The 17,406-nt window shown below is 70.0% G+C and carries 11 protein-coding genes; 7 read left to right on the top strand and 4 right to left on the bottom strand.

The genetic code is table 11. The annotated features are described in order from the left end of the window. Positions 1 to 3: 3 nt before the first annotated feature. A complete protein-coding gene (gene fxsT, locus PBV52_RS26670; RefSeq protein WP_274241565.1) occupies positions 4 to 2,661 on the bottom strand; it encodes an FxSxx-COOH system tetratricopeptide repeat protein in 2,658 nt (885 codons plus the stop codon). A 168-nt stretch (positions 2,662 to 2,829) separates the two neighbouring features. Here fxsT and PBV52_RS26675 point away from each other — a divergent pair, with 168 nt between their 5' ends. From PBV52_RS26675 to PBV52_RS26685, 3 genes are all read left to right on the top strand, one after another. Continuing rightward, positions 2,830 to 3,867, top strand: a complete 1,038-nt coding sequence (locus PBV52_RS26675; RefSeq protein ID WP_274241567.1) for a permease — start codon at positions 2,830 to 2,832, stop codon at positions 3,865 to 3,867. After that, positions 3,864 to 4,595 carry a TIGR03943 family protein gene (locus tag PBV52_RS26680; protein ID WP_274241569.1) on the top strand — a complete coding sequence of 244 codons (732 nt, stop codon included), beginning with the start codon at positions 3,864 to 3,866 and terminating at the stop codon, positions 4,593 to 4,595. The genes PBV52_RS26675 and PBV52_RS26680 overlap by 4 nt, the downstream gene beginning before the upstream one ends. A 514-nt stretch (positions 4,596 to 5,109) precedes the next feature. Further along, positions 5,110 to 6,339, top strand: coding sequence for an amidohydrolase family protein (locus PBV52_RS26685; protein WP_274241571.1), 1,230 nt, complete (start codon positions 5,110 to 5,112; stop codon positions 6,337 to 6,339). 22 nt (positions 6,340 to 6,361) lie between these two features. Here the strand turns inward: PBV52_RS26685 and PBV52_RS26690 are convergent, their stop codons facing one another. From PBV52_RS26690 to PBV52_RS26700, 3 genes are all read right to left on the bottom strand, one after another. Further along, positions 6,362 to 7,132, bottom strand: coding sequence for a glycosyltransferase (locus PBV52_RS26690; protein ID WP_274241572.1), 771 nt, complete (start codon positions 7,130 to 7,132; stop codon positions 6,362 to 6,364). Then, a complete protein-coding gene (locus tag PBV52_RS26695) occupies positions 7,129 to 7,698 on the bottom strand; it encodes a GntR family transcriptional regulator (RefSeq protein ID WP_274249595.1) in 570 nt (189 codons plus the stop codon). The genes PBV52_RS26690 and PBV52_RS26695 overlap by 4 nt, the downstream gene beginning before the upstream one ends. Before the next feature lie 415 nt (positions 7,699 to 8,113). Further along, entirely contained in the window at positions 8,114 to 12,151 is a 4,038-nt protein-coding gene (locus tag PBV52_RS26700; protein WP_274241574.1) for an AAA family ATPase, read from the bottom strand. 1,748 nt (positions 12,152 to 13,899) lie between these two features. On the opposite strand from PBV52_RS26700, the gene PBV52_RS26705 reads away from it, so the two are divergent. From PBV52_RS26705 to PBV52_RS26720, 4 genes are read left to right on the top strand one after another with little or no spacing between them, the layout of a single operon-like run. Beyond that, a complete protein-coding gene (locus PBV52_RS26705) occupies positions 13,900 to 14,376 on the top strand; it encodes a hypothetical protein (RefSeq protein WP_274241576.1) in 477 nt (158 codons plus the stop codon). Then, a complete protein-coding gene (locus PBV52_RS26710; RefSeq protein WP_274241577.1) occupies positions 14,373 to 14,846 on the top strand; it encodes a GNAT family N-acetyltransferase in 474 nt (157 codons plus the stop codon). The genes PBV52_RS26705 and PBV52_RS26710 overlap by 4 nt, the downstream gene beginning before the upstream one ends. Then, positions 14,843 to 16,504: an amino acid adenylation domain-containing protein gene (locus tag PBV52_RS26715; protein WP_274241578.1), complete on the top strand. Its 1,662-nt coding sequence runs from the start codon at positions 14,843 to 14,845 to the stop codon at positions 16,502 to 16,504. The genes PBV52_RS26710 and PBV52_RS26715 overlap by 4 nt, the downstream gene beginning before the upstream one ends. Continuing rightward, complete coding sequence (locus PBV52_RS26720) at positions 16,497 to 17,393, top strand: alpha/beta hydrolase fold domain-containing protein (RefSeq protein WP_274241579.1); 897 nt, start codon at positions 16,497 to 16,499, stop codon at positions 17,391 to 17,393. Before PBV52_RS26715 ends, PBV52_RS26720 begins: the two co-directional genes overlap by 8 nt. The last annotated feature ends 13 nt before the right edge of the window (positions 17,394 to 17,406 follow it).

Raw genomic sequence — 17,406 nt, forward strand, 5'->3', positions numbered from 1 at the left:
GGGTCAGTGCCGCCTCCTCTTCTTCTTGTTGGACGGGCGCTTGGGTGTCTTTCGCTGGTTCTTGAGCAGCCGGTGGGCCTCGAAGGGTTTGCCCATGGCGATCAAAGCCGCGGCCAGGTTCCGGGTGGCGGTCGCCATGAGCGGGGCGTCGTCGTCGAGCACCTCTCCTGCGGTGCGGCATACGCTCTCGAAGAGTTCGACCGCTTCTGGATACCTGCGGAGCTTGAAAAGGCTGAGCGCCAGGCCGTGCGCCGAACCGAGCGTGTCCGGATGGTGCGGGCCCAAGGTGTTCTGCCTGCGGCGGAGGGCGTCTTCGTGGATGCGGCGAGATTGCTCGTGCTCGCCGAGCTTGGTCAGGGCGGAGGCGTAGTTGTGGGCGGTGGCGAGTGTGCTCCGGTGGTTGTCGCCGAGGATCCGTCGCTGGCGCGGGAGAATGTCCTCGAACATACGACGTGCCTGTTCGTACCTGCCGAGCTCGAACAGGGCGGTGGCGACACCGTATTCGGAGTGCAGACACTCCGGGTGGTCGTCACCGTGGGCGCGTCTTTGGTGCTGGAGAAGCTCGTCGTGCATGCGGCGGGCTTCCTCGTAATCCCCGAGTTGGCCCAGGACGGTGGCGAGATTGGCGGAGATCTGAATGGTCTGCCAATGGCTCTCGCCGAGCACACGCCTGCTGCGCCGCAGGGCGTCCTCGATGACGTTGAGCGCTTCTGGCAGCCTCCCCAGATCCGCCAGAACGGCTCCCAGACTGTTGGCGGAATCAAGGGTGCTCACGTGATCGTCACCGAAGACGCTTCGGCGACGGACAAACGTGTCCTGGAGAATGCTCAGACCTTCGTTGACATTGCCGGTATGGAATACGGCGCGCCCGTGGAGGGCCTTGCAGCTGAGGGTGTCGGCGTGGTCTTCTCCCAACGAGACGGCCCACGACGTGCTCAACGCATCGGCCAGTCTTCTGGCGGTGTGCGCCTGACCTCTGCCGAGGAGGAACCGACCAGCCTTGAGCAGCGTCGACCGCAACTCGGGGTGCTCAGTGCGATCGACGCTGGCGGTGACGAGGTGCGAGGCCAGTGCGGCCCAGGCAGGCCAGTTCTCCGGCGAGTTCAGGTCTCCCGGGACGGCACCGGTGAGGACGGTCGCGGTGTCCGCCCGGATGGCCTCGGCCTCCTCCCCTCGGATCCGGTCGCGCAGCACCGCCTGAGTGAGCCGGTGGATCTGAAAGGTCTCATGGCCGATACGCGCAAGCCCGAAACGACTCAGCGGCTGCAGCGCGCTCCCCGGCCACATCACGTCGCCCGAATCGCCACCCACCGTGGTGAGCCGAGCCCGTGCCCTCTCCAGCCACTTCGTGGGAATCGGATTGGGCCCGAAGAAGGCGCCGAGCCGTAACACGGCTGCCGCGTCCGGATGTTCGTCCTCCAGCCGGTTCGTCGCGATTTCCACCGCCGCGGGGAACGACGCCGGATATCCAGGAGTGGAGCCGCCGTCCAGAACCTGCCCGGTGTTCGTGGTGAGGAGCTCTCGATAGAGGTCGAACGTCGTTCCGCTGCCGATGACGCCCACTGCCTGCGCCAGCGCCAGCGGAAGGTCCCCGAGGTCCGTCGCGAGGAGGTCCGCGTCCTCGGCCGTGAGGGTCGGGATGTGTTCGGTGAGATACGAGACGGAGTCGGCCCGGTCGAAGACGTCCAGCCCCGTCCGGTGGGCGACACCGCGCCACTCGGGGTTGCGGGAGGTGATCAGGGCATGGCCGGGTCCCTCTGGCAGCCAGGGTTTGATGTCCTCGGGATCCTCGGCGTTGTCGAGGACGATCAGCCAGCGTTGCCGGTCGCGCAGGTGGTCCAGCAGGGCACGCGCGCCGTGCTCGGTGCCCGCCTCCGGCCTGGCGATGCCGAGACGCGCGGCCAACTCGGTGTAGTGGACGGGTATCTGGCCGGCCTGCTCGGCGTCGATCCACCACACCACGTCGTACTGCTCGGCGAACCGGTGCGCGTACTCCAAGGCGATCTGCGTCTTGCCGATGCCGCCCATGCCGTGCACGGCGTGCACCACGGCCTGCCGGCCGCTGACCAGGCCGTCGCGCAGGCGGACCAGCTCGGTCTCGCGTCCGGAGAAGTCGGGGTTGCGGCGGGGCAAGTTGGAGACGAGGTCGCGCCTGACGCCGCTTCCGGGAAGCCTGGGCTTCGAACCGTCCTCCGGCGGCGCCTCCTTGGCGGCTGCGTCCGGGTACGTCGGCGGGGTGTTCGGCTGTCCTGCGCTTCCGGTGACTGCCTTCAGCAGCGCGGCGAGCGCGTCCGCCTCGTCCATGCCGTGGATCTCCGTGCGGACCAGCGCCGCCAGGAGCGGTGAGACGTCGGCGTTTGTGAGCGGCTCGACCGCGAGAGGGACGACGCGTCCACGGCGGGCGATCGTGGAGTTCTTCTCCTCCTTCGTCCAACGCCCGGGATCGAAGTACGACTTGGACAAGAGGGCCACGACAGCGTCGGCCCGGTCGAGACCCTCCTCCATGCGCTCGACGAAGTCGTCCCCGGCACGCCAGTCCCACACGTCGAGCATGGCCTCGTGCCCGGCCTCCCGCAGATACCAGGCCACCCACTCCGCCCAGGGCCGGTCCACGCCCGCGTAGCTGATGAAGAACCGATGCGTGGTGTCGTCGTCGCTCATCCCGCGCCCCCCGAGTCACGATTCACCCCGTGCCTGACATTGTGCGGCAATGATCCTGCGCGGAGCACAGGCGTGACAGCCGATTGCCGAAGACGGTGTGAACGGCGGCGCCGGAACCGGCGTATGAGAGGGAAGGCAATGACCAGCAGGCCCGGAGGTACCTCGCCCGTGGCGATCACCAAAGCGGCCCCGCAGGGGACCGACGACCGCGAAGACCGCCGGACATCGGGGGAGCGGGCCGGGGATGGGGACGAGGGCCGGCACCTCAACTCCCCCCTCCTCCTCACCATGCTCATGCTCGTGCTGGTGCTGCTCCAGAGCCCGATCCGCCGCGCCCTCGCCGCACCCGTGATGCAGAGCTGGACGACGGTGTTCGTCGCGGTGATGGTCCAGGCGCTGCCGTTCCTGGTGCTGGGCGTGCTGCTGTCGGCGGCGATCGCGGTGTTCGTGCCGCCGTCCTTCTTCGCCCGCGCCCTGCCCCGCCACCCCGCCCTCGCCGTCCCGGTCGCCGGCGCGGCGGGCGCGGTGCTGCCCGGCTGCGAGTGCGCGTCGGTGCCGGTGGCCGGAGCGCTGGTGCGGCGCGGAGTCACCCCGGCCGCGGCGCTGACATTCCTGCTGTCCGCCCCCGCCATCAACCCGATCGTGCTGACGGCGACGGCCGTGGCCTTCCCCGGCCATCCGGAGATGGTCCTCGCCCGCCTGGTCGCCAGCCTGCTGGTGGCCTGCGCGATGGGCTGGCTGTGGCTGCGCCTCGGCCGTACCGACTGGCTGCGACCGCCCTCCCACCTGTCCTACGACGGCCAGAGCAAGGGCGAGGCCTTCTGGGGCTCCGTCCGGCACGACGTGATGCACGCGGGCGGCTTCCTGGTGGTCGGCGCGATGGCGGCGGCGACCCTCAAGGCGGTGGCCCCGGAGAGCTGGTTGCGTACGGCGGCCGGCAACCCGGTGCTGGCGGTCCTCGCCCTCGCGGTCCTCGCCGTGGTGCTGTCGATCTGCTCGGAGGCGGACGCGTTCGTGGCGGCGTCGCTGTCGCAGTTCTCGCTCACGGCCCGGCTCACCTTCCTGGTCGTGGGCCCGATGATCGACCTGAAGCTGTTCGCCATGCAGGCGGGCACCTTCGGCCGCGCCTTCGCCCTGCGCTTCGCACCGGCCACGTTCGCGCTGGCCGTGGCCGTGTCGGCGCTCACAGGGGCGGTGATCCTGTGAACCGTCAGGCCCAGGCCGCGGTCCTGTTCCTGCTGGGAGCGTCCCTCCTGCACGCCGCCACGACCGACCTCTATCTGCGCTACGTCAAACAGGGACTGCGCCCGCTGGTGCTGGTGTCCGGCGCGGTGCTGATCGCGGCGGCGACGGCGACGGTCTGGTACGAGCGGAAGCGGACGCGGGCGCAGAAGCAGCGCGCGGCCGATCAGGATGCCCACGCCCACCGCGAACCCCGAGTCGCCTGGCTCCTCGTCCTCCCCCTCTTCGCCCTGATCCTGGTAGCCCCGCCCGCCCTCGGCTCCTACAGCGCGACCCGCGCCGGCACGGCCCTCCAGGAACCCCTCGCCTACCCGTCCCTCCCCGCCGCCGACCCCCTGCCCCTCAGCGTGGTCGACTACGCGGGCCGCGCCGTCTACGACCACGGCCGCACCCTCCACGACCGCCGCGTCCAGCTCACCGGCTTCCTGGCCCTGGACCGTGACGGCACCCCCTACCTCGTCCGCATGGCCCTCAACTGCTGTGCCGCCGACGCCCAGCCGGTCAAGGTCGCCCTCACTGGCCGGATCCCCCCGGTCCTCCAGCCGGACACCTGGCTCCGGATCACCGGCACCTACAGCCCGCGCCGCACCAAGGACCCGGTCAACGGCGGCCCGATCCCCTTCATCGAGGTCACGGAGGCGAAACCGGTGGCGGAGCCGACGGACCCGTACGACGAGAGCTGGAACAACTGAGTCGCGGACAGATCCCGCCATTCGGGCGCCGCCGCGGCCACCAGTCGGACCAGGGACTCCGCCGAACGGTGGGTCAGGGCGAGAACGGGGACGACCACGGCGTCGGCCTCGGACTCGTCGGCGTCCCGTAATCCGGCCGGGACCTCGCGCTCCTCCCACTCCCACTCCCAGTCCAGGGTGGCCGGCCAGGCGTGCGGGGCGCGGATGCGTACGCGGTACACGTCCGGCCCGGTACGGAACCACAGATCGCAAGGCGGCGTCCCACGTCGTTGTCCCGGTCCCGCCGGCGGAGACCAGCACCGTGCGCCGCGTTCCGTCCGGTGCGACCAGTCCGGGCTGCAGGGTGAGGCTGATCCGATGGGTTCGTGACGACTCCGCCTGCGCGCCACTCGCCTCACCGCTGACCGGATGGCCCCTTGCCGTCGCCGGGGAGTCCCCCTACTGTGAACCACAAATCTGATGGACCGTCAGATTCACTTCCGGCGGTCCGCCGGCAGGCACGAGGGGGCCAGACGTGGCGACCGCCAACCGCAGTACCACCGACAGCAGCACCAAGGATCTGCCCAAGGTCATCAGCGTGGACGATCACGTGATCGAGCCCGCGCACCTCTTCGAGACCTGGCTTCCGGCCAAGTACCGGGACCGGGGCCCGAAGCCCCTCACCGCCGGTATCGGCGAACTCGAGTACATCGGCGGGAAGTACCGGTTCACCACCGACCCGGACGGCCAGATCACCGACTGGTGGGAGTACGAGGGCGACCTCTTCCCGTACAAGCGCATCATCGCGGCCGTCGGCTTCTCCCGGGACGAGATGACGCTCGACGGCATCACCCGCGAGCAGATGCGGCGCGGCTGCTGGGATCCGAAGGCGCGGCTGGAGGACATGGACATCAACCATGTCGAGGCCTCGCTCTGCTTCCCCACCTTCCCGCGCTTTTGCGGCCAGACCTTCGCCGAGGCCAAGGACAAGGAGGTCGGGCTGGCCTGCGTGCGCGCCTACAACGACTGGATGGTCGAGGAGTGGTGCGGCGACAGCGGCGGCCGGCTGATCCCGCTGTGCCTCATCCCGCTGTGGGACATCGACCTCGCGGTCGCCGAGATCCACCGGAACGCGGCACGCGGGGTGCGCGCGGTGACGTTCAGCGAGATCCCGACGTATCTGGGGCTGCCCTCCATCCACTCCGGCTACTGGGACCCGTTCTTCGCGGCCTGCGAGGAGACCGGCACCGTCGTCAACATGCACATCGGGTCCTCCTCCCAGATGCCGGCCGCGTCCCCGGACGCCCCGCCCGCCGTCCAGGCCTCGCTGAGCTTCAACAACGCCATGGCGTCGATGATGGACTTCCTCTTCTCCGGGGTGCTGGTGAAGTTCCCGCGGCTGAAACTCGCGTACAGCGAGGGCCAGATGGGCTGGATCCCGTACGCCCTGGAGCGCGCGGACGACGTGTGGGAGGAGCACCGGGCCTGGGGCGGCGTGAAGGACCTGATCCCGGAGCCGCCGTCGACGTACTACTACCGCCAGATCTTCTGCTGCTTCTTCCGGGACAAGCACGGCATCGAGGCGATCGAGACGGTCGGCGTCGACAACGCGACCTTCGAGACGGACTACCCGCACGTCGACTCGACCTGGCCGGAGACGAAGCGGGTGGCCGCGGAGCATGTGGGCGGGCTCTCCGACGAGGTGGCCTACAAGCTGCTGCGGGGCAACGCGATCCGGATGCTCGACCTGTCCTTCGATCAGTGAGGGCCTCACCGGGTAGCGGCGGTCAACGGCCCGACGGGTACCGCCAGCCGAAGGAGCCCAGCGCCCGCGCCCTGGCCTCCGCCACCGCCATGCGCGCCGCCCGCTCCGCCGGGTCCAGGTGGGCCGACTGACCGGTCGCCTGGCCCTCCCACTTGCGGTAGAGCAGCCCCACCTCCGCCGAGAACCAGCCCCGGCTCACGGAGTTGAGCGCGAGCAGCAGGCCCGTGTCCTCGGACGCGGGGAGCGCCATCCAGCCGCCGAGGGCGAGCAGGAGGTCCCGGCGCACGCAGAGGGTCGCCGGGTGGACCGGGGCACGGAAGTCGTTCGCCTTCCAGAAGTCGAGTACGGCGCCCCGCTCGATCGGCCCGTCGTCGGGGTCGCCGGGGAATCCGGCCGTCGTGCCGTCCGGCAGGAGGTCCAGCACCCGGGAGGTCGTCCAGCCCATGGTGCGGTCGGCTTCGAGGACCGCCAGGTCACGGGCGAGGACACCCGGCGTGAGCTGGTCGTCGGCGTCCAGGATCTTCACGTACTCGCCCTCGGCGTGCGCGAGCGCGATGGTGCGCGCCACGCCGGGGCCCCCGGGCCGGCCCTGACGGAAGGTCACGCGTGCGTCATCGGGGACGTACGGGCGGACCTCGTCCGTCTTCCCGTCCTCCTGGATCACCCAGTGCCACTCCCAGCCCGCCGGCAACTCCTGTTCGCGCAGCGACTTGTGGGCATCCGGCAGGAACGCCGCCGAAGGGCCGTGGACAGCGGTGACGATGATGACGCGCCGACCCACTGCGGCACTCACCACCTTTCCAGGGAAGTGGTGAAGACCAGCTCCGCGCGGTCGCCGGGCAGCGTGACCTCGGAGATCTCCACGACGCGGTCGGTGATGTCGTACGACGTCTTGCGCAGCAGGATCACCGGCGCCCCCGGCGGCAGGTCCAGCTCCCGCGCCTGCCGAGGCGTCGGCGGCCGCGCGGTGACCCGCTCCTGGACCCGGCTCACCTCGATGCCGACCGTGTGGAGCTGGTTCTGTGTGCCGCCCGGCCAGGGCTCGTTGGAGTCGTCCAGCAGATCGGGGTTCGCGGCGATCATGGCGCGGACGAGGTAGGAGGTGACGAGGCTGAACGGGGCGCTCTCGGCCGAGCACCGCGTCCGGTAGGTGCGCTCCAGGAGCACGGTCCCCTCCGGCACGCCGAACGCGTCCGCCAGTTCGGGGGGTGCGGCGACCTCCCGGTAGCGCGCATGGAAGACGAGGTCCCGCACCTGAAGGCCGGTCTCGTGCTCCGTGGCCCCGGTCGCGGCCCGCGCGGCGAGCGGGCGGCGGGCCCGGTCCTTCTCCCACTGGTGCCGGTTGTTGTCGCGGAGCATGGGCGTGCGGGGGTGTCGCAGGTCGTCCGCGATCACTTCGTACGCCTTTGGCACAGGATCAGCGTACGACTCCTCCACAGGCCTCGCCGGGCCGGGCGGGCCGCGCGGGCCGGGACGGTGGCGCCGCGGACATGAGAAGGCCCGATCGCTGGCGACGGGGGATGCACCAGCGATCGGGCTGAGCCCCACAGTAACAAGGCTGTCTGCCTTGCGGGAGCCGCCCGATCGGCTGTGACGCGGGGTTGTGATCGGGATCACGGAAACCGCTGTCCGTCGAACCCCCGTCATGCCACTTGCGTCTCCGGCCCGTCACTGAGCGCATGGAGCCACGGGTGCACGGACTTACCGGGGGCTTACCGAGAGGCCTACCGAGGGACTCACCGAGGGACTTGAGAGGACTCACGCGTGCTCGCTGCTACCTCGTGCACGGCGGCTCGTAGGACAGCCGAGGCAGATACTCATGCCACTTCTCCCGTGTCAGCACGTCCTGGGTGCTTGAGCAGACGCGGCGGATCGCCTGGTCGACGTCCAGGTTCCACAGCCGGATGGTGTCGGTGCCGCTGGAGACGCCGAGCATGTGGCTCGTCGGGCTGAACGACAGGAAGTTGCCCGTCTTGGCGTTGGGGCTCATCGCCTGGCCGATGGCGGAGGCGTCGGCCGGGTTGGTGACGTTCCACAGCCGGACCGTGTTGTCGTTGCCGCCGCTGGCCAGGTAGTGCCCGCCCTCGCTGAACGTCAGCGAGACGACCGCTTCGGTGTGGCCGGTGAGGGGTTCGCCGTGCGACGTCGCCTCGTGCGGGTCGGTGACGTCCCAGAGCCGTACGGTGTCGTCGTCGCTGCCGCTGGCCAGCGAATGGCCGTCCGGACTGAAGGCGAGCGCGTTGACGGGCCCGGTGTGACCGGTGAGCGGGGCGCCGAGCAGGGTGGGACGGCGGGGGTCGGTCACCTTCCACAGCCGGATGGTGGCGTCCGCGCTGCCGCTGGCCAGGGTGCGGCCGTCCGGGCTGAAGGTGAGGGAGTTGATGTAGCCGGTGTGCCCGGTGATGGGCGGGCCGAGCGGCACGACATGGGCGGGGTCGCTGACGTTCCACAGCCGGATGGTGCGGTCGTCCCAGGCGGTGGCCAGCGTGCGCCCGTCCGGGCTGTACGCCAGCGCGTCGGGGCCCATGAACCGGGTGCGCAGCAGGATGGGGGAGTCGTAGGAGACCGGGTGCGCCGGGTCGCTGACGTTCCACAGGCGCACGCTCTGCTCGCCCGTCGTCACCGCGAGCGTGTGGCCGTCGGGGGAGAACACCTGGGAGCGCTGGCCGGTGTCCCCGGGCAGGAACGGCTTGCTCAGCGCCACCGGCCGGGCGGGATCCCGTACGTCCCACAGCCGGATCTGTCCGTCGCGCGCGGCCGTGGCGAGCACCTTGCCGTCCGGGCGGAACGCCCCGTTGCCGCCGATCATGTCCGACGTCGGGATCGACCACAGCCGCACCTTGCTGTCGCCGCTGCCCGTGGCGAGCGTACGGCCGTCGGGGCTGAACCCGAGCGCGTACATCTCCCCGCTGGCACCCGCGAGGGGCTCGCCGACCTGCGAGGCGTACGCCGGATCCCTGACGTTCCACAGGCTCGCCGTGCTGTCGGCGCTGGCGGCGGCGAGCATGGTGCCGGCGGGGTTGAAGGCCACCGACCAGATGGGGCCGGTGTGCCCGGTGAGCGGGGCGCCGAGCTGGGTGCCGTGGCGGGGATCGGAGACGTCCCACAGCCGGATCGTGTCGTCCGAGCTGCCGCTGGCGAGGGTGCGGCCGTCCGGGCTGAAGGCGACGGAGTGCACCAGGGCGGTGTGTCCGGTCAGCTCGGAGAGTTCCTTCGGCCGGCCCCGGTCGGCCACGTCCCACAGCCGGATGGTCTCGTCGTCACCCCCGGCCGCCAGCGTCCTGCCGTCGGGGCTGAACGCCACCGACCGCACGGCGGCTTCGGCACCCTTCAGCGTGGCCAGCGCCTTGGGCCGCTCGGGGTCGGCCACGTCCCACAACCGCACGGTGCGGTCCTCGCTGACGGAGGCCAGCGTGCGGCCGTCCGGGCTGAAGGCGACCAGGTAGATCGTGCCGTCGTGTCCGGTCAGGGGCGCGGCGAGGGGACGCGGCCGGCTCGGGTCCCGTACGTCCCACAGCCGGACCGTGCCGTCGTCCGAGGCGCTCGCGAGGGTGTGGCCGTCCGGGCTGAAGACCGCACTGCTCACCCAGCTCTTGTGCCCGGTCAGGGGCTTGCCCAGGGGCTTGGGCCGCGCCCGGTCGGCGACGTCCCACAGCCGTACGGTCCGGTCGTAGCTGGCGGTGGCCAGGAGCCGTCCGTTCGGGCTGAAGGTGGTGAGGTAGACGGCGCCGGAGTGGCCGCGCAGAGGCGTGGCCAGCGGGGCGTTCACGATCGAGATCAGCCGGCTGTTGGTGTCCTCGTCGTCCGGGCGCAGCCGGTGTGCCACCAGGTCGAGCTGGGCGGACAGCGACGGGTCCGAGTACTGGAAGCGGTCGGCCTCCGCGAGCACCTGCGCGAACACGGCGTCGTCCCGCTGCTGCCAGGCGACCACCGCGGCACCGACGGCCAGCATCGCCAGCGCGACCAGCGCCGCGACCGCGCCGCGCATGATCCAGACCGTGCGCCTGCGCAGCCGGACCGCGGCGGCCAGGAACTCCACCGCGCTCCGGGTCAGAAAGATGTCCCCGGCCGACCGCGCCCAGCTGTGGGCCTGCCCCAGCCGGGAGCCCCGGTAGAGCAGCGACGAGTCACGCCCCGACTCCTCCCAGGCCCGGCCGTCCTCCTCCAGCCGCTGACGCAGCAGGTTGCCCTGCCGGTCCTCGTCGATCCAGTCCCGCAGCCGCGGCCAGGCATGGAGCAGCGCCTCGTGCGTGATCTCCACGGTCTCCGCGTCCAGCGTCACCAACCGGGCCCGCACCAGCGCCTCGAGCGACTCCTCCGTCTTGCCCGGATCCGTCGACTCCGACGCCAGCTGCCGCCGCGTCCCGCGCCGCCGCGTCGCCTGTGTGTCCTCGCCCAGCCGCACCAGCCTGAGCAGCAGCAGCCGCGCGGCCGTACGCGCCGCCGGATCGAGCCCGGACCAGGCACGCTCGGCGGTAGCGGCGACGGCCCCCTGAATCCCCCCGGCCGCGCGGTACCCGGCCAGCGTCAGCCGCCCCGCCTTCCGCCGCTGCCAGGTCGCGAGCAGCGCGTGCGACAGCAACGGCAACACCCCCGCGTGATGTGTCCCACGCGGCCCGTCCGCACTCACCTCCCGCACGATCAGCTCCGCCAGCCCCGGCTCCAACTCCAGCCCCACAGCCTTGGCCGGCCCGGTCACCGCCTCCCGCAACTCCGCGGTGGTGAGCGGTCCGAGCACCATGTGCCGGTGCTGCAACGCGTCGGCCAGCTCCGGATGCCCCAGGCACTGCTCGTAGAAGTCGGCGCGTATACCGAGGACGACGAGCACGGGAGCCGGTCCGCCGGGTTCCACGGGCGTGCAGGCGGCGTGCAGGAGCTGGATGAAGGTACGGCGGTCCGCTTCGTCGGCGCAGAGGGTGAAGGTCTCTTCGAACTGGTCGACGATGAGGACGGGAGGGACGGGAGGGACGGGAGTGCTGGAGGCGGAGGAGGCTTCACGCCGGGCCCAGGCGAGGACGGCGTCACGTGCGGCCTGCACGAAGTCCGTGCCGAGTTCTTGCGCGCCGGATTCCTCCGCCTCCTCCGGGCGGCCCGGCCCCTCCACGTCGGAGTCGGAGGAGACGACGTCCGCGAGTTCCGGAATGCAGCGGGTCAGCTCGGCGAGCGGATCGGCGCCCGGTACGAGCTGCACCACCGCGCTCGACCGGCCACTCTCACCGCTCAGCGCACCGTTCTGCAGGGCAGGCACCAGGCCGGCGTTCAGCAGGGAGGACTTACCGGCGCCCGAGGCACCGACGAGCATGACGAGACCGCCCGTCCGCCCTGCCGCGCGGAGCTGGGCCACCAGGGAATCCGTACTCCGCTCCCGGCCGAAGAACCACCCGGCGTCCTGCTGCCGGTACGAGGCCAGCCCCCGATACGGACACACCGCACCGGCAACCGCGGGGGCCTCGACCGGAGTCTGCTCCTCCTCTTCCCCGGCGGTCGCCCGCTCCCACAGCCGCTGCCACTGGCCCAGGTCGTACAGCCCGGCGGACACCGGCACAGGCCGGGCGCGCCGGGCCTGGGGGATCAGGACATGCAGTACGGCTTGCAGGGCGGCGAACTGGGCAGGCACGTTCTTGGCCCGGCGCCAGTCACTGATCCGCTGGGCGGACACCCGTACGGGCCGCCCGCGCTCGTCGACCCGCTGAAGCCGGACGACCGCCTCGGCCACACTCTTCAGCGGAGGATTGCCGGCCTCCTTGTAGAGCAGCGCGAGCCGTTCCGCGAAGGCTGTGCGCGCCCCCGCATGGGAACTCAAGGCCTCCACTCCCTTACCTCCGCCGCACCTGGACATCCGGACCGGAAAACTCACTTTATACGGCTGACCTGCGGTAAAGGCGGGTTCCGGAGACCGGATGCTCCTCCCCGGCACCCTCGACTGGCAGGATCACGACGCAAATGCGCATCCTCGCGCGTCGCTCAGGCAGGCCACCAGCCCAGAGCTCGATCCGCACCGACCCGCCACGGCAGGCACCGGATCGACACCACCCCCGTTGTCCGGCACCGGTCCCCACGAGGGGAGGGACCGGTTCCGGACGACGCGGTATCCGTGACACCCACCAAACCCATCAGGCCCGGTCTCCGTCTCCGGAAACCGGGCCCGATGCGTTTTTGCTGTCCTGGGGCGTAGAGGGCTACGCGCGTCGAGGCGTCCCACCCGACGAGCACCGTCACAAAGGCGCAGCCTGCCGGTGTCGGCGCCGTCCGCGGAACACCCCGGGCGGAGAGGCGGGCCAGCGCCCGGGGGCCGTCGCCGTTGAGGCCCACGGCACTGTTCTACCTCGGCACTCTCCTCCTGCAACGCGGGCGGTCTCTACGCCACGTCGCGGATGCCGCGTTGGTCTGGCCCGCGGTGACTCCGACGAGTTCCACGCCCTGGTGGGCGAACAGCACGATCTGGAGCGTCATCAGGGAGTTCCACAGGCCGTGGGGCGCGGGGAAGCCGCCGGCCCGACGGATGGTTGGCAGGGCCCGCGTCAGAGATGGGGCACCGACGCCGGCCTAACAGCCCGAACGGGCCAAGCCAGTCCCACATTCAACCAATTGCCTGACGCATTCGGCAGAAACGCCGCATCCCATTTCATTCCCCCGTTTGAGCCGGCGAGTCCGTGTAGCTCTCGCTGTGCCGGGACTCCCCGCAGTGCGCTGAGCGTCCGCCCAGGATGCTGCCAATGATCATCAGCGGGCGTCAAGCGGCAAAATTTTGCCCAGGAGACTAGAAGGACTTCAGGGAAAGGTGATATGCGAACCGGGCTCGGCACGGCCAATGTCGGACCTCTGTCATTCATGGTCGACTTTCGGCCCAATTGGGGCGGATCAACACTCGGACTCCCCTTGACATGATCGAACGTCAGTAGGCATCCTCGAATTGTTGAGAGCCGCAAGGGTGTTCATCTGGCCACGACGGCCGGACGATCACTGCTTGATATACGGGGGGAGCTTTTTTGGACGCCTTGAGCGAATTACGGGGCGCGTGGCGCGGTTCTACCGCGGCGTCCGCTGAATGTTGAACTCTGTAGCTTCTCGCCGGGATGAACGCCGAGAGCTTCCGCCCCTCTGGGGTTGTTTTTATGTCTCGTCATGGCCGACGCAAGGCCATCTGACGCACATTTCCACCGAGGCCGACCTCGTCTGTCGGCAGCGGCGCATCGCCCTGCCAATAACCGTCTGACCAGCAGTAATGACACGTGTGACAGGAGGGGGGCGCCCCGGCATGGCCGGAAGTCCGGCCTCCGGTGCGATCGGTGACCGTGACCAGACCTCAAGGCGCCTGAGCGATTCAGGTTAACGGCGACCAAATACTTTGACAGTCCAAGCCATTAGTGCCGAAACGGACAGAAGAGTAGTTACCCATGGATCGCCGCTCTGGGTACAGCCAAGAGAGGCCAGATTGAATACCGCACGAGCCGTGAAGCGGATGGATGCCTTCCGCATCGACGATCTGAGGGCAGTTCGGAGGCGAACGAGCGCATGATGGAAATTGGCCAATTACTTGCGGGCGGGGAAAGCACTTACATGAACCCGCTGACGTACTCGCCGCGCCTGGTCAAGGCGCTCCCGCCGGTGGATGTGTGCGGCCGAATTCTGAAGGTGTACGGGATGTTCGCGGAGCCGGAGCGCTCCTCCACCCTCCCGGCGCCCGAATGGCTGCGGGAGCAGGCCGCCTCGGTGCTGCGCGAGCCTCCGCAAGGGGGAGACCACCCCGTCGGCTTCCTGATCCTGCACTACGGAGAGGAAGGCGACTACCTGCTGGTGAGCCAGTGGTACGACGCCAACATGCTCAAGCACTGGGTGCGCGGCACGACGGTCGACGCCGAGGGGAACACCACGGTCGCCCCCCTTGCCCAGCGTGACCTGATCGCCTGTGTCTGGGAGCTCGAGGTCATCAACTTCGAACGCGACGCCTGGGTCAACACCGTGCTGGCGCAAGGCCGGCTCGACCAGGCCTCGCTCGACGCCTACCTGGCCACGACCTTCTCGGGGTGGGTATGAGCCGCGACATCAAGGTGCAGCCGATCGAGCCGGGCCACCTGGAGGCACTGCTGGCGTTGTGCCGCGAGCACGCGGCGTACGAGAAGGCGGACTTCCGTGAGAACGGCCAGGTCGAGCGCTGGCGTTCGGCGTTGTTCTCGGAGCAGCCGGCGCTGTACGGCTGGATCGCGACGGACGACGGGGAGCCCTGCGGCTTCATGACCGTCACCATCGACTTCGCCACCTGGGGCGCCGAACCGTTCGTCTACATGGACTGCCTCTACCTCCAGGAGCCGTATCGCGGGATGGGGCTCGGCCGCACGTTCTTCGAGCGGCTGCGGGAGTTCGCCGTCGCCCATGGCTGCGGCTGGGCCGAGTGGCAGACCCCTCCGCACAACGAGCTCGGCATCGGCTTCTACCGGCGCATGGGCGCCGGGGCCAAGCCCAAGGTTCGCTTCCACTACGAGGTTGAAGGGAAGGGCGTCCAGTGACGGAGACTTCGATACCGGTGGCGTCGCCGCCATCGCTGACATCGCTGCCTCCCTGGTCGCTCGACCCCGCCGACCAGGCCGTCCCACCGCCGGCGCTCGGCGACATCGTCCGAGCGGCCGCGAGCAACTGGCCGGACCGCCCGGCGCTGCACGACGGACGCATCGGCCTCACCTTCGCCGAACTGGAGCGGCAGGCCCGAGCGCTCGCGGGCTGGCTGCGCGAGCAGGGCATCGGTCGCGGGGACCGGGTCGCGATCCTGGCCGAGAAGTGCGCGATCATGCCCGTCCTGGCCATCGGGATCTGGAAGTGCGGCGCGGTCTACGTCCCGCTCGACGCCGCGCAGCCGGTTCCCCGCCTGCGCAGCCTGCTCGGCCGCCTGCGGCCGAGTGTCGTGATCGCGCTGGACGACCGGGAGCCGGCGGTCGCCGACGTCAGCTGGGTGGACCGGGCGCGGCTGGACGCGATCCTTTCGTGGCCGGCTCCGGAACAGCCCACCGTGGCGCATCGGCCCGAGGACACGGCGTACATCATCTTCACGTCGGGGTCGACGGGAGAGCCGAAGGGCGTCGAGATCAGCGTCGCCAACCTGGTCGCGTACTTCGGGAACCACAACGAGGTGCTCCGGTTCACGCCGGAGTCACGGGTCTTCAGTCTGTCCCCGTTCCACTTCGACGTGTCGATCGAGGACACGCTGCTGCCGCTGTCGCTGGGCGCGTTCGTCCACCAGTTCCGCGGCGTCCACGCCGGCGCGATCATGCGCGCGATCATCAAGCGCGAGCGGATCACGCACCTGATCGCGGTGTCCACGCTCCTGACCATGATCACGGAGGACGGGCGCCACGTCACCAGGGAGAACTTCCCCGCCCTGGAGATGGTGATGACGGGCGCGGAGGTCTGCGACCCCGGTGTCATCAACGTCTGGAAGAACGGCCTGCCCGAGGTGCGCGTCATCAACGTCTACGGGCCGACCGAGGCGACGATCGTCTGCGTCGCCCATGAGATCGAACGGGCCGACCCGGAGCGGGTGAGCTCCTACCCGATCGGCCGGCCCCTGCGCGGCGTGGCGGCACGGCTCGTGGAGGACGGGGCCGAGATCCACGAGCAGGGCCGGATCGGCGAGTTGTGGATCGGCGGCGAGCAGGTGATGCTCGGCTACTTCGACCAGCCGGAGGAGACCGCCCGCCGGGTGATCGAGGTGGACGGCGTCCGCTACTACCGCACCGGCGACATGTGCAGCTACGACGAGGACGGCAACATCGTCTTCCGCGGCCGCAACGACGACGAGGTGAAACTGGCCGGCCGTCGGATCCACCTGGGCGAGATCCGACAGCTCGTGCTGGGCTCCCCGGGCGTCGAGCGGGCGGCCGTCGCGCTGGTCGCGCGAAGCGGCCACGACGTGATCGCCCTCGTGGTGATGGCGCCGGACCGGGCGGTGGTGGCGGATGTCGAGAAGCGGCTGGCGGACCTGCTGCCCACATACATGCGCCCGACCGTCGTCGCCTGGTCACCCGAGCTCACGGTGTCCTCGACCGGCAAGACGGACGAGAAGCTGCTGATGCGACGGCTCGCCGAGGCGGCTCGGGAGTCGAGCGCGACCCACTTCGCGTTCACGCCCGCCGGGGACGTCGAGCCCGTCGACGGGGACGGCGATGTCTGACGTGGAAGTGCGGTCCCTGAACGTCGAGTTCGGGCGCCTGGCCGCCGCCAGGAAGATCATGGCGGTGCGGGGGTCCACCGGCTCGCTCGCGGACGACCGGGTGAACGCCGAGCGCTGGATCGCGCGCTTCGGAAGCACGGAGGAGCCTGACGACGCGTCGATCGACGCGAGCGAGGACTCGGTGATCATCCGCCCGGCGCAGGAGGACGCGGCAGGACCGTATGTCCTGTATATCCACGGCGGCGGGATGGTCTACTACTCGACGGCCGTCTTCCGGCCCTTCCTGCGGGACTTGGCGAACACCCTGCACGCGCCCGTGGAGGCGTTCGAGTATCCGAAGGCGCCGGAACACACCGTCGAGGAGGCGGTGGAGCGGCTGGGGAGGCACATCACCGAACGGTGCCGCACGTTGGGCGACCGGCCGCTCGTCCTCGCCGGTGACAGCGTCGGCGGACTGCTCTCGCTCTACCTCAGCTTGCGCGTCCTGCCCGGGGTCTTCTCGCGCATCGTGCTGATCTACCCGGTCCTCGAACTCGGGACGGAGCGCGAGTCCTACCGGACGTACGGTGAGGGCTACTTCCTCGACAGCGACAGCATGCGGCTGTTCAAGTCGATACTGAAACCTTTCTTCTCGGGGCGCGACTTCGATCCGTTCGCCCTGTCGGACAGCGACCTGGCCCGGCTGCCGGCCTGCTCGATCGTGACGGCCGGCTGCGACGTACTCCGTGACGAAGGACTCGCCTGGGCGGAGCAGCTGGCCGATCGGCCGGCCGGACTGCGGCATCAGCACTTCCCGGATCTCCCGCATGACTTCTGTCTGTATACCGGCAAGCTGAATTCAGCCAAAAATGCCGTCACTGAGATCGCCAGGACCGCTTTTAGTGGCTGAAATGGAGTCGCTG

It is taken from the genome of Streptomyces sp. T12, assembly GCF_028736035.1.
Classification (GTDB): Bacteria; Actinomycetota; Actinomycetes; order Streptomycetales; family Streptomycetaceae; genus Streptomyces.

What these genes read in the sequence shown, in the direction of transcription:
- fxsT (WP_274241565.1), bottom strand. Translation starts at nt 2,661, where the DNA reads ATGAGCGACGACGACACCACGCATCGGTTCTTCATCAGCTACGCGGGC.
- PBV52_RS26695 (WP_274249595.1), bottom strand. Translation starts at nt 7,698, where the DNA reads ATGCTCCGCGACAACAACCGGCACCAGTGGGAGAAGGACCGGGCCCGC.
- PBV52_RS26705 (WP_274241576.1), top strand. Translation starts at nt 13,900, where the DNA reads ATGAACCCGCTGACGTACTCGCCGCGCCTGGTCAAGGCGCTCCCGCCG.
- PBV52_RS26710 (WP_274241577.1), top strand. Translation starts at nt 14,373, where the DNA reads ATGAGCCGCGACATCAAGGTGCAGCCGATCGAGCCGGGCCACCTGGAG.
- PBV52_RS26720 (WP_274241579.1), top strand. Translation starts at nt 16,497, where the DNA reads ATGTCTGACGTGGAAGTGCGGTCCCTGAACGTCGAGTTCGGGCGCCTG.